The 25,919-nt window shown below is 39.6% G+C and carries 12 protein-coding genes; 9 read left to right on the forward strand and 3 right to left on the reverse strand.

Annotation, left to right across the window (positions count from 1 at the left end; translation table 11 throughout):
- The first annotated feature begins 153 nt into the window (after positions 1–153).
- The 4 genes from F3G98_RS08435 (at position 154) to F3G98_RS08450 (ending at position 8,820) form a co-directional block, all read left to right on the forward strand.
- Positions 154–3,051: a retention module-containing protein gene (locus tag F3G98_RS08435; protein ID WP_149726022.1), complete on the forward strand. Its 2,898-nt coding sequence runs from the start codon at positions 154–156 to the stop codon at positions 3,049–3,051.
- Positions 3,052–3,181: 130 nt separating this feature from the next.
- Positions 3,182–7,315: an Ig-like domain-containing protein gene (locus F3G98_RS08440; protein WP_149726023.1), complete on the forward strand. Its 4,134-nt coding sequence runs from the start codon at positions 3,182–3,184 to the stop codon at positions 7,313–7,315.
- A gap of 149 nt (positions 7,316–7,464) precedes the next feature.
- A complete protein-coding gene (locus F3G98_RS08445) occupies positions 7,465–8,001 on the forward strand; it encodes a hypothetical protein (protein ID WP_149726024.1) in 537 nt (178 codons plus the stop codon).
- 84 nt (positions 8,002–8,085) lie between these two features.
- Positions 8,086–8,820 carry a hydroxymethylpyrimidine/phosphomethylpyrimidine kinase gene (locus tag F3G98_RS08450; protein ID WP_149726025.1) on the forward strand — a complete coding sequence of 245 codons (735 nt, stop codon included), beginning with the start codon at positions 8,086–8,088 and terminating at the stop codon, positions 8,818–8,820.
- A 99-nt stretch (positions 8,821–8,919) separates the two neighbouring features.
- On the opposite strand, the gene F3G98_RS08455 is transcribed toward F3G98_RS08450, so the two are convergent.
- The 3 genes from F3G98_RS08455 to F3G98_RS08465 all read right to left on the reverse strand — a co-directional run bounded on the left by F3G98_RS08455 (position 8,920) and on the right by F3G98_RS08465 (position 12,557).
- Positions 8,920–9,753 (reverse strand): hypothetical protein, encoded by an 834-nt coding sequence (locus tag F3G98_RS08455; RefSeq protein ID WP_149726026.1) that lies wholly within the window; start codon positions 9,751–9,753, stop codon positions 8,920–8,922.
- A 2-nt stretch (positions 9,754–9,755) separates the two neighbouring features.
- Positions 9,756–11,429 carry a dihydroxy-acid dehydratase gene (ilvD, locus tag F3G98_RS08460; RefSeq protein ID WP_149726027.1) on the reverse strand — a complete coding sequence of 558 codons (1,674 nt, stop codon included), beginning with the start codon at positions 11,427–11,429 and terminating at the stop codon, positions 9,756–9,758.
- A gap of 93 nt (positions 11,430–11,522) precedes the next feature.
- Entirely contained in the window at positions 11,523–12,557 is a 1,035-nt protein-coding gene (locus tag F3G98_RS08465) for a type II asparaginase (RefSeq protein WP_149726028.1), read from the reverse strand.
- A 361-nt stretch (positions 12,558–12,918) separates the two neighbouring features.
- Here F3G98_RS08465 and F3G98_RS08470 point away from each other — a divergent pair, with 361 nt between their 5' ends.
- The 5 genes from F3G98_RS08470 to F3G98_RS10480 form a co-directional block, all read left to right on the forward strand.
- Complete coding sequence (locus F3G98_RS08470) at positions 12,919–16,122, forward strand: retention module-containing protein (RefSeq protein WP_149726029.1); 3,204 nt, start codon at positions 12,919–12,921, stop codon at positions 16,120–16,122.
- A 174-nt stretch (positions 16,123–16,296) separates the two neighbouring features.
- Positions 16,297–17,691, forward strand: a complete 1,395-nt coding sequence (locus tag F3G98_RS08475) for a hypothetical protein (protein ID WP_149726030.1) — start codon at positions 16,297–16,299, stop codon at positions 17,689–17,691.
- 160 nt (positions 17,692–17,851) lie between these two features.
- Complete coding sequence (locus F3G98_RS10475; RefSeq protein ID WP_188116989.1) at positions 17,852–22,324, forward strand: hypothetical protein; 4,473 nt, start codon at positions 17,852–17,854, stop codon at positions 22,322–22,324.
- A 167-nt stretch (positions 22,325–22,491) separates the two neighbouring features.
- Positions 22,492–24,858, forward strand: a complete 2,367-nt coding sequence (locus F3G98_RS08485; protein WP_149726031.1) for an autotransporter outer membrane beta-barrel domain-containing protein — start codon at positions 22,492–22,494, stop codon at positions 24,856–24,858.
- Positions 24,859–25,057: 199 nt separating this feature from the next.
- A partial coding sequence (locus F3G98_RS10480) for a retention module-containing protein (RefSeq protein ID WP_188116990.1) occupies positions 25,058–25,919 on the forward strand: 862 nt, incomplete at its 3' end.

Consider the following 25,919-nt stretch of genomic DNA (forward strand, 5'->3'; position numbering starts at 1 on the left):
AAAATTTTCACACATTTATAAAAAATTTACACATTATTAACCCCTAAACTTAGGCTTTTCTTAAGGGTATTGTACCAAAGTACAATATAACTAAATTTTTTTCTTAGCTAAAATCTTGATATAGATCAATAAAATCCAAAGGGAGGCACTAAGATGCAAAAGTTAGGCGTTATCAAAAATATCCTAGGCGGTGAAATTGTAGCTGTTGATAAAAGTGGCAACGAAAGAGTCTTGAAGGTGGGCGATAGCATTTTTGAAGGCGAAACTATAAAAGCTAATGGCTCTGCAAAAGCAGTGATCGCAGCAAACGACGGCAAAGAGGTTAGCTTGCAAAATGGCGAAAGCCTGAGCCTAGATAAAGAGACAAATGCACTTAGTGACAACCCAGAGATAGCCTCTATCCAAAAAGCCTTACTAAACGGCGCAAACATCACAGACCTTGAAGAGACTGCAGCTGGTGGTAACCCAGCAGGTGGTAACGCTACTGGAGATGGCGTGAGCTTGGGAGCTGCAAGCTTTGCTGAGGGCGGCCACTACTCAAATATCAATGAAAACTATAGAAATTTAACCGACGCAAATAGAGCTTTTCAAACCCCAGAAAACTCAATAGGCGGCTATAACGATGCAGGCACAGATGCGGATACGACAACTCCTATCTCACCAGCTACACCTGTCACTCCAAGCACTCCAGTAACGCCACCAACTCCGAGTACTCCAAGCACTCCTGGCGTCACTGTAACTCCAGGCACTCCTTCACCTGCTAATCCTCCAGTCATCACGCCTCGTCCTGGCGCAGTAGAGATAACTACTAGCATCGATCCTGCTACTAGCGAGGTAAGAGAGAGTGGCGCAGGAGCAAACGGCGAGGGCGGACACTATCTTGTTTATAAACTAGGTCTATCAGGCACTCCAGTAAGTCCAAGTGGCGAGACCACAGATCTAGGTTTAAATTTCCTCGGCGGCACTAGAGGAGAGGACTATTCAAGCGTAGTTGAGTACTCAACTGACAATGGAGCGACATTTCAGCCACTAACAGGCTACACGATAACTGGCGTAAATATAGAAGATATCTCAAAAGTGCAAGTAAGGATAAAGGTGCTTGACGATAACGGTCAAGACACCACAAAAGGCCCTTTGCATCACAACCAAAACGAGGGTGAGAACACTGGCCCTCAAGGCATGACCATCGACAACGTACAAAAAACTGATATGGTTGATAATTTTGCTGTATTTAAAGAGGGTGTGAAACTAAGTGTCACGCCAAGCAGTAGTTATCTGCTACCAACAACTAATGCAAATATGGCTGAAGGCAAAATAATAGATAATGACGACAACATCGAGCTAAATAAAGATATCAAAGGCAATATCGCAAACCATACAAATTTAAACACAAATGATGGTGATGATACAGTTAGCATAAAAGCAAATTTAGAGAATTTACACTTAAATACCGGCTCTGGCAATGACGTGGTAAATTTTGATAAAGAGGTTACTATTAGCGGTACAGCAAATAGTGGTTCAAATGCTAATAGTACAAGTATAGATCTTTATAGTGGCGATGATGTGGTAAATATCAATGCTAATCTAACCATGAACAAAGCTTCAATTAATCTTGGTGCAACAACAAATGATCCAAACTATAACGCACATGATGCCTCAGGCACTAATGAGCTAAATATAAATGCAAATATTACCGGCATAGGCTCTGACTGGAGAAATAAAAACACTGTTTCTATGGGTGATGGCGACGACACTGTAAATTTTAAAGATGGCGTAAAAGTTGAAAAAGTGTTTATAAATATGAATGCTGGTGAAAATACCGCCAAGGGAAGCCATGTGACCTTAGAAGATGTTCGCTTAGATACTGCAACTAGCTACACAAAAGCTGGCGAAACTAGTAATGTAGAATTTTCAGACTCTACATTTAGAAATGTAGAGATAAATTTTGGCGTAAATACCGCCGCAGACGTCAATCTTGGCGTGCAAAATGTCAAACTTACTAATATCATAGGAGATCACGTCACAGCTAATGCACAAGATCATCTTGAAGTAAAAGGCGGATCATATACTGGGGGCGCTAACTACTTTTCATCTAAAGATATCGTTATAGATGATATTACAGTAGATCAAGCTAGTATTGGTTCATTTAGCGGCGTCTCATCAGTTGCAAACATATCAAATTTAACCGCTACAAATAGGGTTGGTTTAAGGTACGGAGACGGCGACGATACGATAAATTTAAATGGTGGTAATATTCTAAGCAAGGCTGACGCTTCAAGCTATGCCGATATAGATACCGGAAAGGGCAATGACACTATAAATTTTAATGGCGAAAACAAATCTGGTGGCTTAAGCATAGATACTGCTGATGGCAACGATACTATAACATTTGGTGCAGGCACTACACTTGGTGGTACTTATACGAGTAGCGATAATAACCTAGTTAGCCACTATGTTGGTGTAAGAATGGGCGCAGGAGACGATACGCTAAATATCGACAAGGGTGCTGTGCTTAAAAATGCTGGAATAGAAATGGGTGATGGTAATGACGTTGTAAATTTAAATGGCGGTCTAGAAAAAGCAGGGGGCGGTATGTATAGCCCTGGCGTAAGTGCTATCGATCTAGGTAGTGGCAACGATACCATACATATTGGCAAAGATGCAGTTGTTAATGACGATGCTATGACTTTCCAAGGGGGGCCTGGCAAGTTGGAGCATGGCGGCATCATCATCCAAGGTGGTGCAGGCACTGATACGCTAGATCTTGCTGGAAATATCGACTTTAGCAAGGTAGCTGGCTTTGAAAAGGTTAGTCTTGGTGGCAGTGAAAACAAGGTAACGCTAAATTTAACACTAGATGACGTGCTAAATATCACTCGTGGAAACGCGAGCAACACACTTAGGATAGATGGTGAAGATGGTGATCAAGTAGATATGTCAGCCTTTAGCAAAGGTGGGGTAAATTCTGAGGGATACAGAGAATTCTCAGCAACGTCTAATGGCGCGACATTTACCATCGAGATAAAAGACGAAATAGTCTTACACTCTTAAATTTCATGCCCTAGTCTCCCAAAACTAGGGCAAATTCTTACAAAATTTCAAAATTTAGTACCATAGTACAATTTACAAAGCTCTTTTAAGATATTAAAATACGTTCAAAATTTTTAAATAAGGAAACAATATGGCAACAAGGATAGGCGTTATAAAAAGCATCTCACAAGGATCAAGTGTAATCGCAACTGCAAAGGATGGCACACAAAGAGTGTTAAAAGTAGGCGATGAAATTTTTCTTGGTGAGACTATACAAACAACTGATATTGACTCAAAAGTAGTCATAACTGCAAACGATGGTAAAGATATCGCGATCATCGGAAAAGATACCCTAAATTTAGACAAGAGCGTAGCTCATAACGATAGCTTTGGCGACGATAGCGTAGCTGATGTAAGCGCTATACAAAAAGCACTTCTTGATGGTGCAAACATCACTGATCTTGAAGAGACTGCAGCTGGTGGTAACCAAGGTGGCAACGCTGGCGGAGACGGCGTAAGCTTAGGTGCAGCTAGCTTTGAAGAGGGTGGTCACTACTCAAATATCACTGATGATTATAGAAATTTACCTGACTCAAATAGAGCCTTTCAAACTCCAGAAAACTCAATCGGCGGCTACAATGACGGCAATGACGCAGGCGATGCAACCCCTGTTGCCCCAGTCATACCTCCAATCAGCGTTGATATAAAAACTTTAACTGATGATTTTGGAACTATAAAAGGCGATTACAGCCTAGACGCGCCAAGCGTACCTCGCACAAATGATGCTACTCCAACCATAAGTGGCACAGTTGAGCCTACTGCTGTAAGAGCTGTTGTTAGCGTACTTGATAAGAACGGACACGAAGTCTTTACAAAAACTCTAAATCCAAACGACTATGCTGATGGTAAATTTAAATTTACAACTAACGAGTTAAGCGTAGATGGCAATCATGATGGCAATTATGAAGTAAAAATAGTAGCAACTGGAAGAGACGGCAATACTGCAACCGATACTGGTAGTTTCGTGCTTGATACAGTTGCAAAAATAACTATAAACGTTGAAACCGAGATGAGTCTTGTTAAAGAGTCTGAGATGAGTAGCGGACTAAAAGGAAATTTCTGGTTTAACCACATCTATGAAGAAGGCGTAAGAGGTACTGAGCTAAGACCTTATGCCTTTAATAATACAACATACGCTCATAACGGCATGAAGCAAAATGATTTTGTCGAATACTATATGAACAACACTAAGCCTTGGGCAAGCTTTAAAGCAAAAGAACTAAATTTCCAACAAGGTAAAGGCGGCGATAGAGATAATGTTGATAGCGATGCTGGAACAGTCTCAGGACTTGACGGCGCTCACAATATGATAGGCAAGGTCGATCTTGATGGCAATGTAGTAACTCCAAATAATGAGTGGGTAGCTCCAAATTTCAAAGCACTTGAGTACTTCATCGACAACGCAAAAGGTAGCGATATACATATCGTAAGAGATGCTCCTAATGGTAAAAACACAACAGCTGGTGCGATGGTAAATTTAAAAGGCACTATGTATCTTGAGCCAGGGGACTATAAATTTGACGCAAAAGGTACTGATGATAGCGTGAGATTTAAGGTTGATGGCGTTACTATGGTTGATTATGACACTATCCACTCGGGAAATAGAGCCACAGTTACAACTTTACACGTTGATAAAGCAGGATACTATGACTTTGATATGAGCTATGCAAACTATATCTTTTGGGGCAAGTTAAAACTAACAGTTTCAAAAGATGGCGGACCTGAGAGCATACTTGGCTCAGAAGCAAGTGGCATAAAACTAAATTCAACCGACTTTGACAGCTATGTAGATACAGTAACAAGAAATGTCTATAAAGTCACTCAAAAGATCACAGGAACTGTGGATAATGTAGAAGACGGACAGATCGTAACTGTCACGTCAAGCACAGGTGAGAGCCATACAGCTAAAGTGGTAGATGGCAAATATGAAGTTGAGTTTAAAACAAGCGATCCAAAAGCAACATATACAGCAAAAGTTAGTGACCTTGTAGGCAACGAGGCGCAGGCATCATCAACTAAGCTAAATGTCGCTAATACAGACCTAATAGACGCTATAGATAATGACGCAAGCGTTGTAAGTGCAAATACAAATACAGGTATAAATGACGCAACTAAATATTATAAATTTACAACTGATGACATCGCTCAAACTGATAAATTTTCATCTAATGCGCCACTACCAGTTCTAAGCGACAAAACTCCGACATTTACAGGTAGTATAGACAGTAGCGCAACTAAAGCGATCATCACTGTTCTTGATAAAAATGGACATGAAGTCTTTACAAAAGAGCTTAGCCAAAGCGAATTTGCAAATGGTAAATTTGAAGTCACATCTGATAACTTAGAGGAAGGCAACTACAATATCAAAGCAACAGCTGTCTTTGCAAATGGCGATAAGAGCACGATAGTTAGCGAATTTGTAGTTGATAAGACACCAGTCACTATAGAAAACATCAAGATCATCGAAAATGACAACGAGGGTCAACACCATACGATCAATTTTAACCTCAAAAACTATGAGGATGGCGATAAGATCGAGAGTATAAAAATAGTAACAGCTGACGGAACTACTAACGTAATCTCTGTTGGCACAACTAAGCCAACCAATGGCATACTAAGCTTTGAGTACGATCACAAGATAAAACTAGGCGATAAGATCGAAGTTGAGATGACTGATAAAGCTGGTACAAAATATACTCACGTAAATGAAATTTTAATTCCAACTATGACTCAGTTTGAAAACGGCAACGATACAACTACAAATGCAAATAACCGCTCAGCTGAGAAGTTGTGGGGCACTATGGATATGAGCGAGGATGGCTTTAGAGCTGATGGCTCAAGGATCGTTTCAAACGACGCTATCCCATACCTAAGAGCTGTGATCCCAGAAGATGCAACAGCTGGCAATGCTAGCAATAATCAAACTGTAAGTGAGTTTTTAAATAGTGGTAGAGGCATATCATGGGGCACTGGCGATGTTAGATTTGTAGCAACTAACGTTGATACAGGTGTTTCAAAAGATCTATTATCTCAAGCGATAGAAAAACCAATAGGCAATGTAACGCCTGATCACTACAATAGACTTACAGGCTATAACAACAGACTTGATGCCGCTGGCAAAATGGCTGATGGCGTTTATAAAATTTCTATCGATGGTAAATATCAAGGTGGAGATGAGCTACTTTACAACTCTATCAGATTTACGATCGACGCAACAGCTGCAACGATAAAAGACTCAAATTTAAGCTACGATGCAGCTACAAATAAAACCACATGGAGCGGAAATTTAAGTGAAAATGGAGTTGGCGCAAGCTATACATTAAAACAACACTTTGAAGAGGCAGTAAAAGGCATAGCTCTAAAAGATAGCATCACTTTAAGAGATGCTGATGGACACATCATAGCTGCAAATTCTGTAACGCTTGATGACAATGGAAATTTCGAAGCAGTATTTAACGGCGAAGTAAAAGCAAGTGACGTCTATCTACAAATTTCTGATATCGCTAAAAATACAATAGTAGATGCAAAAAATAACAACAACGATAATGTCATCACAACAAGCGAAGGCAATGACATCATCAATGTTGGAAATGGCGATAATGTCATACATGCAGGACGCGGTGAAAATGAAATTCGCACAGGCAACGGCAACAACGTAATCATCACTGGTGACAACAACGACGTCATAACCACAGGAAGTGGCAACGACTACATCGATGCTGGCAGAAGTGGCTATACTGGCATGAACAAAGGCGATCTAGTAAATGCTGGTGCTGGCAATGATAAGGTTGTATTTACCTTTGATAATCCAAGAGCAGCTCTATCTCAAAGTCTTGATGGTGGCACTGGCACAGATACGCTTATAATGCGTCCAGTGGCAAAGGATGGCACTATAGACTTTGACAAGATAGACAACAAAGGCTTGAATAACGCGATCAAGAGTTTTGAAGAGATCCAACTTGGCATGGATGAGCATGGCAATGACAACCAAGCTGTTAAGCTACTAAATTTAAAAGCGGATAATGTATTTAGCATCACTGATGATGTAAATACTATCTTAAAAATAAGTGGCGATAACAAAGATAGCGTTTCATTAAAAGGATTTACTGAGGCTGCAAGTCAAAATGGTGTCGAAGCTGGATATACAAGATACGAGGGTCAAACAAGCACAGCAACAACTATCTATATAGATGTCGATAATGATATAAATAAACAACTTGTATAAAATTTGGGCTTTTTAGCCCAAATTCTTCTTTTAAATTTCTATTTTTACTCCTAAAAAACTCCTTTAAAAACCATCTTTGTACCAAAGTACAATATACAAATTTAATAAAAAACACTAGAATAAATCAAAAATAAAAATAAGGGATAAAGATGGCAGCTGTAGCCGGCAAGGTAAAAAGCGTCACATCTGATGTTATAGCGATAGATAAAAACGACCGTGTAAGAGTTCTAAACGTAGATGATGAGGTTTATATAGGTGAGAGCATAAAAGGCGAGAGCCAAAGTGCTAGCGTGACTATCACAGCAGTGGATGGTAGCGACATATCTCTAAATGGATACGACACGATATGGCTTGATAGTAGCGTGGTAAGTGCTGATACAAGTGCTGAAAATAGCATCGATACTGATGCACTTTTTAGAGCGCTTCTTGGAGAAAACTATGCTGAGATACTTGATCAGATGAATGAAAAAGTAAAAGATATGTTTGCAAAAACGCAGCTAAATGAGGCTGAAAATAGCTCAAATAGCCTTGAGAGCAGTGAAAATTTAGCGCACAAGTATAGTGCAAATGATGAGATTTTATCTGACTCAAACGAGCTAAAAGTAGATAACTCTTATGAGCATGCAAATTTTGACGCAACTACGATATATATCGAGATCGATAACGATCTAAATAAACTTTCATAAATTTGAGCCTCTTGGCTCAAATTTCTTATCCCAAAAATTAACTAATATCCCTTATAATAAGCCAAAATTTACAAAAGGAAAACGATGAAGAAAATTTTAATCATCGCAGGCTCTTGCAATAGCGGCACAGCAGGGCTTCAAGCTGATATAAAGACATGCGCTAGGCTAAATTGTTACAGCGCAACGGCGGTCACTTCGCTAGTTGCTGAGACCACAGACGCGATAAAAAGTGTAGTTTGTTTAGAGTCTAGCTTTGTTAAAGATGAACTTTGCACGCTTGCGGAGGAATTTAGCTTTGATGCCATAAAGATCGGCATGCTCTTTAGTGAGGAGATAATGGACGTGGTGCATGAGTTTTTACTCACTCAAAAGTGCAAGATCGTGCTTGATCCAGTCTGTGTCTCAAAGAGCGGCCACAAGCTCATAAAAGATAGCGCAGTAGAGAAGCTAAAAGAGCTAATGAAACTAGCCACTGTCGCCACGCCAAATTTAGACGAGGCAAACGTCCTTTTTGGAGGGAATTTCAAAGATCTGCCTTGCGATATCATCGTGAAAAAGCATGTAAGTGAGGATAGCAGCATAGATACGCTTTATAGAAAAGATGGCTCACTGCAAAATTTCAAAACTCCGCTTGCTAGTCCGCTTGTGATGAGTGGGACTGGTTGCACTTTCTCAACGGCGCTTGCTTGTTACCTTGCAAAGGGTAAGAGCTTGGAGGAGGCCATAGGGCTTTCAAAAGAGTACATCTGCTCCATTATAAAAGAGAGTATCGACACAAAACTAGGCAAAAACCGCCTACTTTGGCACGGAGCAAAGTAAATTTAAGCCTAAATTTTAGGCTTAAATTTGATAGTTTTAGCTTACGCCTCTAATATCGCTCCGTTGCTTGCATTTGTGACTAGCTTATAAGGGTAGCTGTTATTTAAATTTTAACATCTCTAAAATTCCCTTATTAATTATTGCTAATTCAGATAAATTAGCAGCCAGGTTGCTTAGAAAAATATACTTATTGTCTGAAGTATAAAAACTTTCACTACATTTTTTTATGTAAAGTAATAAATTTAACAGCTCTTTTAAATCTACATATGTAGTTGTTTTTTCTACAAAGTCGTATCTTTTAAATTTAGCAATCGCTTTTTGTAATTCTTCAATACTTTTATCTATTTCTTCTTTGTTATTATGATAAATATCATGAAAAGTAGATATTTTACGTTTGACTACTTTACAATATTCATCTTTTTTTGATAAATCAAAATTTTCATAAAGACATTTTAGATGAAATTTAATTTCTTGTTCATTATAATTATTGTTTTTTAAATCCAAAGAGCTAGTACTTTGGATTATTCCTAATTTACTATGCATAATATATTCGATTGGCTGCCACAAGATATCTTCTTCGTTGTTATTTACAAAAATTTCTGGAATTATATTAAGGTGATTACTAAGTGCCATTTTATTTGTGTGATTGTTATTGCAAAAAATATCTGTGTATTTGCATATTTGATCTGTCACGCTACAAGCAGTAGACGAGATGTCTCTAAATACATTATCAAATTTAAAATAAGTTTGTATTATTAAATCCTGATACGGCTTGAGTTTTTGCTCATCTTCTGACTGTTTTTTTAAATTTATATTTTCAATATGCAGTTTTTTATTAACACGGATAGTATATAAAGCTGACATTAGAGATGCAATTACGGAAACACAAGATATAATATCAGATCTAGTAAAATTATCTAAATTTAAAACCATATTTACGCCTCTAATATCGCGCCGTTGCTTGCGTTTGTGACTAGTTTTTGATACTGCCTTAGCCAGCGAGAGGTTAGCGCTTTATCGACTGGCTTAAATTTAGCCCTGCGCTCGGCGATCTCGGCTTCGCTTAGGCGAACGTTTATCTCGTATTTATCGACGTCTATATCGATGATGTCGCCGTCTCGTAGCAAGCCTATCATGCCACCTTCAGCTGCTTCTGGGCTCACGTGGCCGATGCTTAGACCCCTTGTCGCTCCGCTAAAGCGACCATCTGTGATGAGCGCTACGTCTGCACCAAGGCCTCGTCCCATGATGAGCGAAGTAGGGCTTAGCATCTCTTGCATGCCAGGGCCTCCGCGTGGGCCTTCGTAGCGGATGATGACGACGTCGCCTTTATCGACTTTGCCACTTGAGATACCAGCTATCGCTTCATCTTGCGAGTTAAAGCAGACCGCTTTACCGCTAAATTTACGCTCGCCAACGATGCCGGCCGTCTTGATGACACAGCCTTGTTCGGCTAAATTTCCAAACAAAATGGCAAGTCCGCCAACTTGCGAGTAGGCATTTTCCACCTTGTGGATGACGCTCTCATCTTTGATGTCACTTGCTTTTACGCGCTCGCCCAAAGTTTCGCCGCTAACTGTTAGGTTGTCTAAATTTAGCATGCCGTTATCTCTGCGTGAAATTTCTTTTATCACCGCATTCATACCGCCAGCTCTGCCGACATCCTCCATGTGCACGTTTGGCAAGCTTGGGCTGATCTTAGCGATGTGAGCGATGCTTTGGCTGATCTTATTTAGCTCTTTTATCTCTAAATTTACGCCAGCTTCTCTTGAGATGGCTAGCATGTGAAGGACGGTGTTGCTGCTGCCACCCATCGCCATATCAACGACAAGCGCATTGCGGATCGCCTTTTCATTTAGTATGTTTCTTATCTTAAATTTCTCATCAAGGGCGATCTGGCAAATTCTGCGAGCAGCCTGCCTGATGAGCTCCTCACGCTCTGGAGTAAGTGCCAAGATAGTGCCGTTGCCAGGGAGAGCTATACCCATCGCTTCGCAAAGCGTGTTCATAGAATTTGCCGTAAACATACCGCTGCAGCTGCCACCACTCGGACATGCGTTGCACTCGATATCTCTTAGCTCGGCCTCGTCTATCTCTTTGGTCTCAAATTTACCAACCGCCTCAAACGCAGTCGCAAGATCGATCGGTCTGCCATCTTTTGTGTGGCCTTTTCTCATAGGGCCGCCACTTACGAAAATGGTTGGGACATTGACCCTTAAAGCGCCCATAACCATGCCAGGGACGATCTTGTCGCAGTTTGGCATACAAACAAGCGCGTCAAGGGCGTGAGCGTTCATCACTGTCTCAATAGAGTTTGCGATGATCTCTCGGCTAGGCAAGCTATATAGCATGCCTCCATGCCCCATCGCTATGCCATCATCTACGCCTATGCAGTTAAACTCAAACGGCACACAGCCATTTTTGCGAATTTCATCTTTTAAAATTTGTGCGTATTTGTTTAAGAAAAAGTGCCCAGGTATGATCTCTATAAAGCTGTTTGCAACGCCGATAAATGGCTTAGCAAAGTCCTCGTCTTTTAGCCCAGTCGCACGTAAAAGTGAGCGGTGTGGGGCTCTTGTGTAGCCTTTTTTGATTATGTCGCTTCTCAAATTTGATCCTTTTTTTAAAATTTGAGAGGATTTTATCACATCTAAAGTATCAAAAATTTTAAAGCTTGGCCGCGCATGGCAGCCAAGTAAATTTTAATATTCGTCAAAGAATTTTTGAATTTCTTTGGTGTCGCTCGTCTTTGTGAGGGCTAGCATGAGTAAAATTCTAGCCTTTTGTGGGTTTAGATCGCTTGCGGTGATGAAATTTCCATTGTCATCCATCTTTTTGTTGCTATCCACGTAGCCGCTGCCAACGATCGCGCTTCTTACTATCTTTATGCCTTTGGCGTTTGCCTCTTGAAGCACTGTAAATACGTTGTTGTGGATGCTACCGTTACCTGTGCCTGCGTGGATGATGCCCTTTGAGCCAACATCTATCAGGTGTTTTGCGATATCGCCGTAGTCATTTGCGTGTGAGTAGATGATATCGACCCTTGGTAAGGCCTCTAGCTTGCTTACGTCAAAGACGCTGTTTGTGGTGTGTTTTTTGAGGCTTTTTGTGCTGTAAACGACCTTACCATAATAGACCCTGCCGATGGCGCCAGTGTTTCTTGACTTAAATGTATCGACTGATGAGGTGTTTGTTTTTGTAACCTCTCTAGCAGCGTTGATCTCGTCATTTAGCACGACTAAAACGCCATTACCAATGCTCTCTTTGCTAGCTGCTACGCTTACTGCGTTATATAAATTTAGCGGGCCATCAGCGCTCATAGATGTGGCACTTCTCATAGCACCTACCAAAACTACAGGCTTGTCTGATTTGACAACTAAATTTAAGAAGTAAGCAGTCTCTTCGAGGGTGTCGGTGCCGTGAGTTATGACGATGCCATCCACGTCTTTGCTGGCAAGTAGCTCATTTACGCGTTTTGCAAGCTTTAGCCAAATTTCATCAGTCATGTTGTTTGAGCTGATGTTTGCGACTTGCTCGCCTTTTACATTTGCTAAATTTGCTATCTCAGGCACGGCTTTGATGAGGATATCGACGCCAAGTTGGGCAGCGTCGTACTGGGCATTTGTCGCGCCACTAGCACTTCCTGCGATCGTACCGCCTGTGGCTAAGATGACGACGTTTGGCTTTGCATAGAGCGAAGCAACTAGAATGCAGATCAATAAAACTAGCTTTTTCATAGCTATCCTCCTAGTAAGAAATTTTACGCATTTTTAAATTTTCGTAATACCAAACCAAGCAAATAGGCAAAAAATAAAGTAGTTCAAATAAATTTTTAAAATATTTTTATAAATTTAAAAAATATTATTTTCGCTCATTTTATCACAAAAAGCACACGTTAAATTTAACTCTCACTTAAAAGATAAGACAGATAAAATGAAATTTGCCTTATTTTGATCAAAATGATATAGAAATTGATAACGTAAAATTGTCATATATGTGTCACAAATGCCGAATTTAAGGGCCTTATTGTACCTGGGTACAATATACATGAATTATAAAATTCATTAAAATGCGAGAAAAAATTTAACAAGGATGAATATGGCAGCAAAACTAGGAAGTATAAAATCAATTTCAGGTCAAACTGAAGTGATCGCAGTCGATAAAAGTGGAAACGAGAGAATTTTAAAAGTTGGCGATAGCTTGTATGAGGGCGAGAGCATAAAGACAACTTCAGCTGATGCGAAGGTAGTCATCGTTGCAAATGACGGCAAGGAAGTCTCTATAGTAGGCGAAGATACTATCTCACTTGATCCAAAAGAGGCAGCAAACGCACAAAGTGCTAACCCAGAGGTCGCAGCGCTTCAAAACGCTCTTTTAAATGGTGCAAACATAACAGATCTTGAAGAGACAGCAGCTGGTGGTAACGCAGCAGCTGGCGGTGCTGGTGGAGATGGCGTAAGTCTAGGTGCAGCTAGTTTTGCTGAGGGTGGCCACTACGCAAATATCAATGAAAACTACAGAAATTTAACTGACGCAAATAGAGCTTTTGACTCTTTTAATAACCCAATCGGCGGCTATGCTGATAATAACGACAATGGCGAGGGCGATAATGTTGCACCGCAAAACCCAGCAAGTCCAACAAACCCAACAAGCCCTGTAACTCCAGTGACACCTGTCACGCCACCAACCCCAGCAACGCCTGTTGCACTAAGCGTATCACTTGATGGTAATGGCGAGGCAAGAGAGGCAACTCCAAACGAATATCTAGTCTATAATCTTGGCCTATCAGCTGCTACAAGCTCGACTACACCTACTGATCTAACGCTAAATTTAAGTGGTGCAAGTGCAGGCAGAGACTACTCAAACGTTATGGAGTATTCACTTGATGGCGGACATAGCTGGACAGCGATACAAAATGGCGGCACGATAAGTGGCGTTGCGCCAAGTGATATCGCAAATGTAAAGGTTAGGGTGCAAGTGATAGATGACTACGGTCAAACAGCTGGCAACCAAAACGAGGGCGCAAGCAGCGAGGATCTAGGCGCAAATATCGCTCCTGGCATAAAAGACTACGGCGTTTATAAAGAGGGCGTAACTCTTAGCGTGACTACAAACAACGCTGCTATCACATCTGGCGAGGCTGAGGGTAAGATCATCGATAATGATGACAATATAAATATCACAGAAAATATAGATGCATCTACAGAGGGTTTAAACCCTGCTCTTGTAAATTCTGACCCAGACAATGGCAATACTATGAAAACTATCATAGATACAAAAGATGGCGATGATACGATAACTATAAAAGAGGAAGTCTATTTTTCAAGTGGGTTATACGATCTAAAAGAAAATGCCAATGATGTTATAAAAATGGGTGATGGCGACGATGTGTTTAATACTGGAAAAGATGCTGTTGTAGAAAGTACTAGGATAGACCTTGGAAACGCTGGCGGAGAGAAAAATCAAGATACACTTAATATAAATGGAACTGTTATAACAGATACAAGATTTACAAGCCACGATGGCAATGATGTATTTACTATAAAAGATGATTCTGGTCCAAGCCTTAGCAGTACGATTTTAGACAATGTCTTGTTTAAAACAGGAAGTGGCAACGACACTGTAAATATCGAAAAAAGCGATAATCATCAGCTTATAAAAAATACTAAAATAGACACCGGTGCTGATAATGACACTGTAAATATTAAAAGTGATATGTATGCTTATGTTACTAATAACGGAACAACTGACGAGACTGAGTATGCAGGAAGCAGAACTGATAGCTTTATAAAAACAGGCGAGGGCGATGACACTATAAATGTTACTGATGCAAGTATCAGCAGAGTTGATATCGATACAGGCGATTCAGATACAGGCGATATGCTAAATTTCATCAGTGCAGGCATATATAACTCTGAAATCAAAAGTGGCAATGGCAATGATAAGATCTTGCTTCAAGATGCCAAAGCAGATGTCATGGATATCTACACAGGCGAGGGCAATGATAGCCTAACTATCAAAGGTAGCACTGAAATAAAAAATAATAGCGCCGCACACAATGACCCTATAAGCTCATCAGCTCACGTGGCAAATCCAGGAGCTAACCAAGCTGGAATTTACTCAAACTACATAGAGATGGGTAAAGGTAGAGATACGTTAACTATCGAAAGAGGCGCTGAAATTTCAAATACTAAGATAAACACTAGCTCAGCTGATGCTGGAGTAAGTGACGATAGAGACAGCGTAGATGTTACTGGCGCTAAATTTAACAACGCTGCCATTGAGACTGGATATGTTGATGATGTGATAAATTTAAAAGATGTCACCATGATCTCAAATGATGGATATAGCACATATATCGGCGCAGGCGGCGGAAATGACACTATTAACGTCTCTGGAAATAGCTCATTTGACAAGGCTATCATTTACACAAACGGCGGAGATGACCATGTAAATGTCGATGGTGATGTTTCTATGGTGGATTCAAATATTATGCTTGAAAATGGCAACGTAACTCTAAATGTCGCAAAGGCTACTGGTCTAGTTGATACAAACATAGAGGGTGCAGGTGTTGGAAATGCTGGCGTAAAAACCGTGACTATCGATAACGCCGAGCTTAGTAGAGTTACTATAAATACCGCAGATGACGGCGATAGTGTAACTATCGGAGCTGGCACTCATGATAACACTGATGTTAAAATTTTCACTCAAGGCGGAGACGATACGATAAATATCAACTCTGATCTAACTGGAACATCAAGTGTAAATTTAAGTCCAGCTGCAGGCGAAGCTGCGCATGACCACGATGCATCAAACATCAACTCAGGCAAAGGCAACGACACTATCAATATAGCTGATAACGTGACACTAACCAACACCTACCTTTCAGGTGGCGACGGCAATGACTTAGTCGATCTTGGCAAGGATGTAAGCCTAAATGGCACTGCTATAAATGGAGGTGACGGCATAGATACGCTAAAAGTTCATGACGCATCATTTAACACAACAAATGCTGGCAAGATAAGTGGCTTTGAGGTGCTTGATATGTCAGACGCTAATGAGCATTTTACATTTTTCAATGCTTCAGATATCGCAAATTTCATAAAAAATGTCGGTGGTGAAGGTGCAACATCGTTAATCGTAAAAGGTGTAAAAGGTGTTGGCACATTTACAGAGGGTTCATCTGAAGTAGCAGATGCTTCTACTGAAATTAGCAACGGATATGTATATAGCGTAAATGAAGGCGGTCAGACATTTACGCTTACTATACAAGATGTCAATGTAAATGAGTTGTTGGCATAAAATTTTAGACCCATTTTTTGGGTCTAAACTCCCCTTGCTTCATTTAATAAAATTTTTTATACAAAAAGCCTAAATTTAGGCATTTCTTTTGATAATCAATATAATTTATATTTCAATGTGATTTAAAAACGCTTATTAAAATCCAAAAGTCAATTTTTTTAAGAAAGGATTAATATGAGCGTAGAAGTAGCCGACAAAGAGGGGTTGAATTTAAGTGGTGGCGTGAGCCAAAATGATCCGCATGTTAGGATAATAGAGGAGATAAAGTCGCTTGAGATACTTGACTCTGATAAGCTTTTTGCTGAGTTATACGGACGAAAGGTGGCAGAGGCGAGACCAAAAGCGCAGGATCAAATTTTAAACATCGCAGATGCAACCACGAGCGCAAACGATGTGCGTTTTGACAATGGCAACGATATAGTCGATATGACAAGATCTATCGTAAATGACGCCAAGATAGACGCAGGAGATGGCGACAATAAGCTAAGAATTCACGATAATATCGAGGTTAGAGGGCTTAGATTTGACGCTGGGGCTGGCAATGACGAGATAGAGATAAGAAACAACGTCGGCATAAAAGATCATACGCTTTTATATACAAATGACGGCGATGATAGCGTAAAAATTTATGGTGCGACGATGGAAAATGCTGTCATTCATACAGGTTTAGATAACGATGTCATTGATATCCAAAGATCTGAGATCAAAAATGGCGCAGACATAAGGCTTGGCGGAGGAAATGACACTATAAACACCGACTGGGTGGGCTTTTTTGGTGATACGAAAATTTCTCTTTCTAGCTTTACTAGTCCAAACGAAGTAGATACGCTAAATATGGACAACACTATCTTTAACGGACATACTACTATCGAAGCAAACGACGGCGAAAAGACCACTATGAATATAAAAGTGTGCGGTGGAGACGGCGAGATAGATATAAAAGGCTCACACGCAAATTTAGACCATACGCCGCTTTTTGATATGAATTTTCTTGGGCCAAAATTTATGGGTGACGTTAAATTTGACGGCAGAAATAACAAGGTCAATATGCATATAGATGACTCAGAATTTCATGGTAAAAATAACGAATTTTACTTCTCAGATAATCAAAATGATACTTTAAATGTGACATCAGCTATCATAAAAAATTCTAAATTTTATCTAGGTGGCGGAGATGATACAGTTAGTTTAACTATGACAAGAACAGATATAGATAATAATACTCAAATATTTGGTGGCAAGGGCTATGATACGCTTGTACTTGATAATAATATCGACTTCTCAAAGGTCTCTGGTTTTGAAGAATTAAAAGTAACGAGCGGTGCTTATGTGACATTAAATGGCAATGATGTGGCTCATTTGAGTGACATTTTAGACAATGGCTCTAATGTAGTTAAATTTAGCGAGGCGCATGGTACTGTAAAACTTAATGGTTTTAGCGAAACTAGCGGAGCAGAAAATGGCTATCATAGATATGAAAGTGTCTATAATACGCACTTAGCAGACGGTAGTGATCGTCAAGGTACAGTCTATATAGATATAAAAGAAGACATTCACGTCGATCTTTAAATTTAGATCCCTTTTTGGGGTCTTGCTTACATTTATCAAAAAATTTAATTTTAAAACCCACTGCAACAGCGTAATCTTATGAATTAATATCATATTTACATTACTTTATATTTAAAAGAAATATTTATAATGTGTCAAATTGATTTTAAAGGAGGCAGCGATGGCTGTTAAAGTAGGTGTTATTAAAAACATTCTTGGCTCCAAGGAAGTAGTAGTTATAGACAAAAATGGCAACGAAAGAGTTGTTGTCGCGGGAGATAGTTTATACGAGGGCGACGTTGTTAAAGCAAACGGCGCAAAGGTAACTATCGCATCAAACGACGGCAAAGAGTTCGAGCTAAAAGATGGCGAAACTCTAAATTTAAATAACGACCTTAGTTCAGACAAAGAGGTAGCGGCTATACAAAAAGCCCTTTTAAAAGGTGAAAATTTAGCAAATCTCGAGGAGAGTGCCGCTGGTGGTAATAGCGGTGGCAGAGGCGGAGATGGCGTGAGCCTTGGCGAGACAAGGTTTGAGCATGGTGGTCATGAGAGCTCTGATGTATCAGCTAGCTTTAGATCACTTTCAGATACTTTTGGCGCTGTAAAACTAACTAACCAAGAGGTAAAAGGTGGCGGTAGTGATGTTTTTGATGGTTCAGATAGTGATATAAATTCTGCCATTGCACCTGTAGCCCCAGTTGAGCCATCACAACCAGAAAATCCAACCCCACAACCTGAGCCAAAACCAGAACCAACTCCAGAACCTAAACCAGAGCCTACCCCAGAACCAAAGCCAGAACCAACTCCGCAGCCTGAGCCAAAACCTGAACCAACTCCAGAGCCACAACCTAAACCTGAACCAAAGCCAGAACCAAAACCTGACGAGAGCAAAGATATAGTTAAAAATATCTCAGTTGAAAACAAGTCAGAATTTGGCTATGAAAAGAGCTCAGACCCAAGAAGCTCAAATGACAAATCATACCTAGAGTACAACCTAAAAGGCGAAGTAGCGGAGGCTGATGCTGATAAAAAGGTAGATGTGACGCTTAAATTTGGCGGAGAGGCAACTGCTGGCAAAGACTATGAAAATGCAGAGTACTCGCTAGATGGCGGTAAAACTTGGCAAAAGCTAGATGATAGCGGCGTCATAAAAGATGTAAGAGCTGGCGATATAAATAATGTAAGCGTGCGTGTTGAAGTGGCAAACGATCACGACCAAAATGAAGGCACGCTTGATCCATCGGAGAAAATTTTCACAGATGCAGATAAGGGCGTAGAAAATAATGGCTACTTTAAAGAGAGCGTTTCGCTAGAAGTTAGCATAGGTGGCTTAAAAGCATCAAATAGCGAAAAAATAGTAGATAATGATCATGATATCACTGTAAATAACCAGTTTAATAACGATAAATCTTTTGACGTTACATTTAAAGACAATGGCGACAATACGCTAAATTTCAAAGATGCGACGATAAACCACAAAGCTGGTGACGTGGCTAGCACTATAGTCTTTGGCGATGGCAGCTATCTTAATGAAGGTAAAGATACTATCAATGCCGATAACTCAAATTTAAACTGGCTAAATATCAACACTCAAGGCGGAGATGACACTATAAATATAAATGGTGGAAGACACGAGAGACTTCACGTCGAAACTGGTGCAGACAACGACACTGTAAATTTAAACGGCGGAACTTACATAGGCACCGATCCTTATCAAAGTGGCTTCACGCTTGATAGCGGAAACGATGTATTAAATTTAAATGGCACAAAAGATGATCATGTGAAAATGACAGATATGTACCTAAGAACTGGCTCAGGCGAGAAAGATGAGATAAATATCAAATACGCTGATATCGACTCAACATATAAAAATTCAGCCAACCACATCGAGGCAGAGGCGAAAAACAACACCATAAATGTTGAAAACTCAAATTTAAAAGGTATCAACATAGGTACAGAGACAAACACAGGTACCGACGTAAATAGAAATCCACTAAATTTCGATCTAAATTTAAAATCATCTACCCTAGATGATGTCAATCTCAACACTATCTACAAAACTCACGTAGTAGTTGAAGATACAAAGATAAATGGCAGCTACCCAGAAAATGCCACAAAGTGGAATTTCGCAGATACAGATGATACTTTAGAGCTAAGATCAGGCACATTAAACGATATGACGGTTAATCTTGGCAACGGCGAAGACAAAGTCGTCGTCTCAAAAGCTATGAAGCTTAATGGATACACTACGATAAATGGTGGCACTAGCTACGAGACCGATACACTTGTGATCGATGGCAATGTTGATTTTAATAAATTTAAGAGCTTTGAAGAGCTACAAGTGACTGGCAACGAGAAGGTCAGCCTAAAACTAGAAGATCTATATGATATGCTTGACATTAAAAATAATGATAGCAAACATATCTTGACAGTTACAGAGGCAGCTGGCGGAGTAGAGCTAGCAGGCTTTAAGCTTTCAGAGTTCGGAAGAGGTCTAAAAGATGGCTTTACAAGATATGAGGCCGACTTTGGTTTTCAAGATAACGGCAGATCTTATACTGTCAAAGGCTATATAGATGTAAAAAATGGTATCAATGTCGATCTTGGTGCTAAGCCAGAGCCTACGCCTGTTGAGCCAGTCGAGCCTGTAAATCCAGCTCCAGCTCCACAACCTGAGCCAAAACCAGAACCTAAGCCAGAACCAAAACCAGAACCTAAACCTGAGCCAGCTCCGCAACCAGAGCCAACTCCACAGCCGACACCTGAGCCACAGCCAACGCCTGATCCAGAGCCAGAGTATATAAATGAATATGACTCAAAATATGTAAAAGACATAGGTATATATGGCAAACGAGGCTTTCAGATCGAAAACCATGAAAAATCGAATATGTGGGAACATAACAATTTAATATTTGAGCTAAGGGGTGAAGTGGCAGAAGCCGATGTGGATCAAAAAATCGATGTGAAGCTTAAATTTAGTGGAGAGGCTACTTACGGTAAAGACTACGATAAAATTCAGTACTCACTTGATAATGAAAACTGGATAGACCTAGATAGTAGTGGCGTCATAAAAGGTCTAAGAGCGGGCGATATCAACAAAGTAGTTGTTCGTGCAAATGTAATAGACGATAAAGAGCCAAATGAAGGCAAGCTTTTGTCTGAAAATAGTGAAAAATTTTATGAGAGCTGGGATAAAGAAAAGTTATTTAAAGATGCAGATAAGGGCGTTGAAAACAATCACTACTACAGCGAGAGTGTGATCTTAGAATTTAGTATAGATAACGCTAAATATACATATGAGGGTGGCATCATAGATAATGACCATATAACAACTGTAAATAGCGAATTTCACAACGACAAACGCTTTGATGTAGAGTATCTTCAAAATGGAGATAATGTCTTAAATTTCAACAATGCAACCGTAAGTCATAAAGAAGGAGAAGAACCTAGTAAGATCCATTTTAGTGAAGTATATAGTAACTCTGGAGACACTGAGGTCAATATCAATAGTTCAAATTTAAATTGGCTTGATATTAGAACTAATACTGGAAAAGATAAGATTGATATCAACAACTCAAATTTAAATAATGTCACTATCGACACCCGTAACGGGAACGATACTATAAATATAAATGGTGGAACGCACGAAAAAAATGAGATCAATGCGGGCTTTGGCAATGATGTCATAAATATAAATGGTGGCGTTTTTAACAAAGAGACCATATATCTTGGCATTAACAGCGATATCTTAAATATAACAGGTACAAAAGCTGATCATGTAAAAATGACAGATATTGACATAAGCACTAATGCTAATAAGCTTAATGGTGCCTTCCAATTGGTTGGTAATGAATTAATTAAAGGCGATGAAGACGTTATAAATATCAAATACACCGACATTAACTCAACAACATCAGCAGAAAAAAGTGCGATCTATGCAGGATCATCAAAAGGTACTATAAATATAGATAGCTCAAACCTTGATAACGTAGAACTAAATGGAGGCAGTAGAGTCCCTTCATTTGGAGAAACTTATCATACAGATATAAATTTAAAGTCATCTACCCTAAAAGATGTAGATATCATGGCTTATATAAATGAAATGCATGTGGTAGTTGAAGATACTCACGCATCAGCTAGTGGTTTGCCAGCTGAACACCATGCGAACTGGATTTTGAGTGGACATGAAAATGCAAAAGATTATTTGGAGCTAAGATCTGGAAGCTTAACTAATATTAAAATAGATCTATCGGATGGCAGTGATAGTGTCTTTATATCTAAAGATATGAAGCTTGAGGGTGGCACTAGCATTCTTGGTGGATACTCAGACAATAGAAGTCGCTATGATCACGATACGCTTTTGGTTGATGGTCAGATAGACTTTACAAAGGTTAAGAGCTTTGAAGAGTTAAAGGTTACTAGCAATGAAAAGGTCACTCTAAAAGCTCTTGATATAGCTGATATGCTTGATGTCGGACACGAACATAGTAATAATTTGCTTCAAATAACCGAGGCAAGTGGCGGAGTAAAACTTGAAGGCTTTAGTAAATCTGCTGCTAATGCAGTAGAGGGCTTTGAAAGATATGAGGCGAATTACGGCACAACTACAGCTTATATCGATGTAAAAGAAAACATCCACGTCGATCTTTAAAATTTAGACCCTTTTTGGGTCTAAATTCTCTCTTAACTAATCTAAATTTTTAACTTTAAATTTAAAAATATTTACAAAACATTGCTTAATGTAATTTTATTGTCAACTCTTATTTAAAAAAAATTATTATAATCTTGACTTACATCAATACTATTCAAGGAGAATTTATGCAAGAAAATGAGTTTATAACAGAATTTAACGACCCCACGTTATCTGTGATAGCAAGAAACAACAAAGTAAAAGAGGGAGCTAGTGAGCCATACATCGTCTATGACATATCAGCTTTAAATCTACCTGCCGATATAACAAGTGGTGATCTTAGTTTTAAACTAAATGCAAAGCACGAGACAAATAACTACGATAAAACTATCGAAATTTCAAGAGACGGCGGTAAAAGCTGGGAGGCTTTAGATGAAAGCAATGTATTAAAAGATGTGAAATTTGATCAAATTTCAACTCTAAAGGCTCGTGTTAGAGTGATTGATGATAACGGAGAGCTTGAAAATAATCAAAACGAAGGCGAAATGACACAAAATTTAAGCACTCTTGGAGCTATTAAATTTTATGGCACTTATGAAAACGAACTAAGTTTAGAAGTGAAAGCTGATGGCTTTATAAGCGCTTTGGCTAATGCAAATGTGGTGGATAATGATCACAATGTATATCTTGACGGTACTATAAAAGAAAAGGGCTATGAGATAAATTTAGACGATGGCGATGATACGTTAACTATAGCAGCAGGAGCCCAAAAGAGCGTGATCGATACTAAAGCTGGCAATGATATGATCGTCTTTGGTGCTGGAGCTTATATGCAAGGTCTTAGAGAAGACGACAAAGAGGCTGTAAATGTAAAAATGGGTGATGGCGACGATACATTTAAGATGAATGTAGGCAGCGCTATCTTTCACGCTGGCGTTGATCTAGGCGATGCAGATGCAAATGGCAAAAACGAAGACAAGCTAGAGCTAAACTCAGTTGTGGGTGTGATAAACTCAAGCTTTACAAGCGGAAGTGGTGATGATAAATTTAACGTGAGCGAGGGAAGCAATATAAATGGCGTGGTCTTTGACACAAAAGGCAGCAACGACACTGTAAATATAAGTAGCGGGACAGTTGCAAATGGACTTTTAGTAAAGACAGGCGATGGCAAGGACTTCGTAAATTTCGAAAACTCTAAATTTCAAAACTCAGTAGTAGAGAGCGGGAGTGGCGATGATGTAGTGCTGATAGATCACTCAAATGTTAGCTCAAATGATAACTCTAGCTCATATATAGCAAGCGGTGATGGCGATGATCTTATCAAAATTTATGGCTCGACTTATATCAAATCAAAAATTTATGCAGGCGAGGGCGACGATAGAGTTTATATCGGTGGTTCAGGTGTAGATGAGGTAAATATAGACCTTGCTAATGGAGCTGATAAAGTAGAGGTGGTGGCAAGTCACTTTGCAAACTCAAAGCTCGATCTTGGCTGGGGCGGTGAGAAAAAAATGAGTGTGGTAGAAAACTCAGATATAGATGGCGTACTAGTAAGATCAGGCGAAGCAAACGATAGCGTAAGTGTAAAAGACTCAAGCTTGACAAATAGTGCATTTGAGCTAGCTAACGGAGATGACAAGGTAGTTTTAGAAAATGTAAAATACAGCTCAAATGACACCGCTAACTCGTATATCGCAGCAGAAAATGGTAACGATAGCGTCACGATAAGTAGCGGCAGTATCCTAGAGGGGATAAATTTCTATATGGGCGATGGCAATGATGGTGTAAATTTAAGTAGTAGCCACATCTTAAATTCAAATATCTATCTAGGTAGCGGATATGATACATTTAACGCTACAAACTCAAGTGTAAGTGATACTTTGATAGAGAGTGGAGATGGCTTTACTACCATAGGCTTTAGCGGCTCAAACGTAGAGAACTCAACTATCGTAACTGGCAAAGATGATGATACTATCGTGCTAGATAGAGGCGAGATAAGTGGTAGCAAAATTTTCACTCAAGATGGTAGTGACAGCGTCGTCGTTGGCTCAAATTTAACTAACAGTGTGATAAATACAGGCAAAGATAGTGATGCGCTAAGCTTGGCTGATGGTGTAAATTTAAAAGATACATACATCTCAACGGGCGATGATAATGATAGTGTAAGTATAGGTAAAGGTGTGATACTAGAAGGCAGTCACATAAACGGCGGAGACGGCGTGGATAAGTTATTTATCTCTGAGGCTATTGATTTTAGCAAGGTAAGTGGCTTTGAAGTACTTGATCTAACAACCTCTAAATCAGAGGGCAACGGCGTGGCACTAAATCATATAAGTCTAGATCTAAATTTAGCTGACGTGCTTCATATCACAGGCAACAACATCGATACTGTTCTTAGGATTAACGGCGATAAAGACGAATTTGGTAAAGGCGATAGCATCACGCTTCATGACTTTACAAAAGGTGAGTCAAACGATGGTTACACTCTTTATACGTCAAATCAAAGCACAGTTTCTATCGAGATCAAAGATCAAATCGATACAGTTATAGCTTAAAATATCATTTTATAGATTTTTGGACTTAGTTTTTGCTAAGTCTAAAAATCACTTCAATATCACTCAAAATTTACAAAAAATTTTCTAAATGTAACACATATTAAAATAATGTAACTATATTGTACCTAGGTACAATTTACAATTTCTCCTAATAGTTATAAAATAATGCCAAAATTAATTTAGCCCAAAAGGAATTAACATGGCAAAGAAATTAGGCACAATCAAGTCTATATCGGGTTCTGCTGAGGTTATCGCAGTAGATAAAAGTGGTAACCAAATAGTACTAAAAGTTGGTGATAGCCTTTATGAAGGTGAGACGGTAAAAACAACTTCAGCTGATTCTAAGGTTGTGATAGCAACAAATAATGGAAAAGAGCTATCAATGATCGGCGAAGATACGCTAAGCCTCGATCCAAGGGCAACTGCTGGTGATTCACAAGTAGCAGCACTTCAAAAAGCATTGTTAAATGGCGCAAATTTAGAAGATCTAGAAGAGACAGCAGCTGGCGGCAATAGCGGTGGTCGTGGTGATGGCATGAGCCTTGGCGAGACAAGATTTGAGCATGGCGGACACTACTCAAACATAAGTGCTAGCACTAGTGCGATCAATCCTTTAGGCGCTGCATCTTTTGCAGGTCCAGCTGAGGGCAAAAGCGGCGGTTTAGATAGCGGTCGTGGCGGCAGTGATGACGATACAGCAGGCGCTGGTAATACTATCAATCCAGAAACCACCAGAAAACCAAGCAACCCAGAAATTAAATTCCCAGAAGATACAAACAAAGATGGCAAAATTTCTGATGATGAAAACAAAGCTAATGACAAAGATGCTAGTAAAACAACAGTAGAAGTTACTATACCAAAAGATGGTTCAGTAAAACCAGGTGATAAAGTAGTTGTTACTGATGACAATGGTAAAAAGACTGAAAAACCAATCAACCAAGATGATATCGATAAAGGTAAGATTGATATCCCAGTTGATCTAAACCCAGGCAAAGATAACAATGTAACAGCAGAGATCATCAATCCAAATAACCCTAACAACCCAGGCAAGGATAGCAAGG

The organism is Campylobacter concisus, from assembly GCF_902460895.1.
GTDB classification, from domain to species: Bacteria; Campylobacterota; Campylobacteria; order Campylobacterales; family Campylobacteraceae; genus Campylobacter_A; species Campylobacter_A concisus_BC.

Bases quoted from the DNA above. Each gene is read 5' to 3' on its own strand.
- F3G98_RS08435 (WP_149726022.1), top strand. From the start codon at position 154: ATGCAAAAGTTAGGCGTTATCAAAAATATCCTAGGCGGTGAAATTGTA.
- F3G98_RS08440 (WP_149726023.1), top strand. From the start codon at position 3,182: ATGGCAACAAGGATAGGCGTTATAAAAAGCATCTCACAAGGATCAAGT.
- F3G98_RS08455 (WP_149726026.1), bottom strand. From the start codon at position 9,753: ATGGTTTTAAATTTAGATAATTTTACTAGATCTGATATTATATCTTGT.
- F3G98_RS08470 (WP_149726029.1), top strand. From the start codon at position 12,919: ATGGCAGCAAAACTAGGAAGTATAAAATCAATTTCAGGTCAAACTGAA.
- F3G98_RS08465 (WP_149726028.1), bottom strand. From the start codon at position 12,557: ATGAAAAAGCTAGTTTTATTGATCTGCATTCTAGTTGCTTCGCTCTAT.
- F3G98_RS10475 (WP_188116989.1), top strand. From the start codon at position 17,852: ATGGCTGTTAAAGTAGGTGTTATTAAAAACATTCTTGGCTCCAAGGAA.
- F3G98_RS08485 (WP_149726031.1), top strand. From the start codon at position 22,492: ATGCAAGAAAATGAGTTTATAACAGAATTTAACGACCCCACGTTATCT.
- F3G98_RS08450 (WP_149726025.1), top strand. From the start codon at position 8,086: ATGAAGAAAATTTTAATCATCGCAGGCTCTTGCAATAGCGGCACAGCA.
- F3G98_RS08445 (WP_149726024.1), top strand. From the start codon at position 7,465: ATGGCAGCTGTAGCCGGCAAGGTAAAAAGCGTCACATCTGATGTTATA.
- F3G98_RS08475 (WP_149726030.1), top strand. From the start codon at position 16,297: ATGAGCGTAGAAGTAGCCGACAAAGAGGGGTTGAATTTAAGTGGTGGC.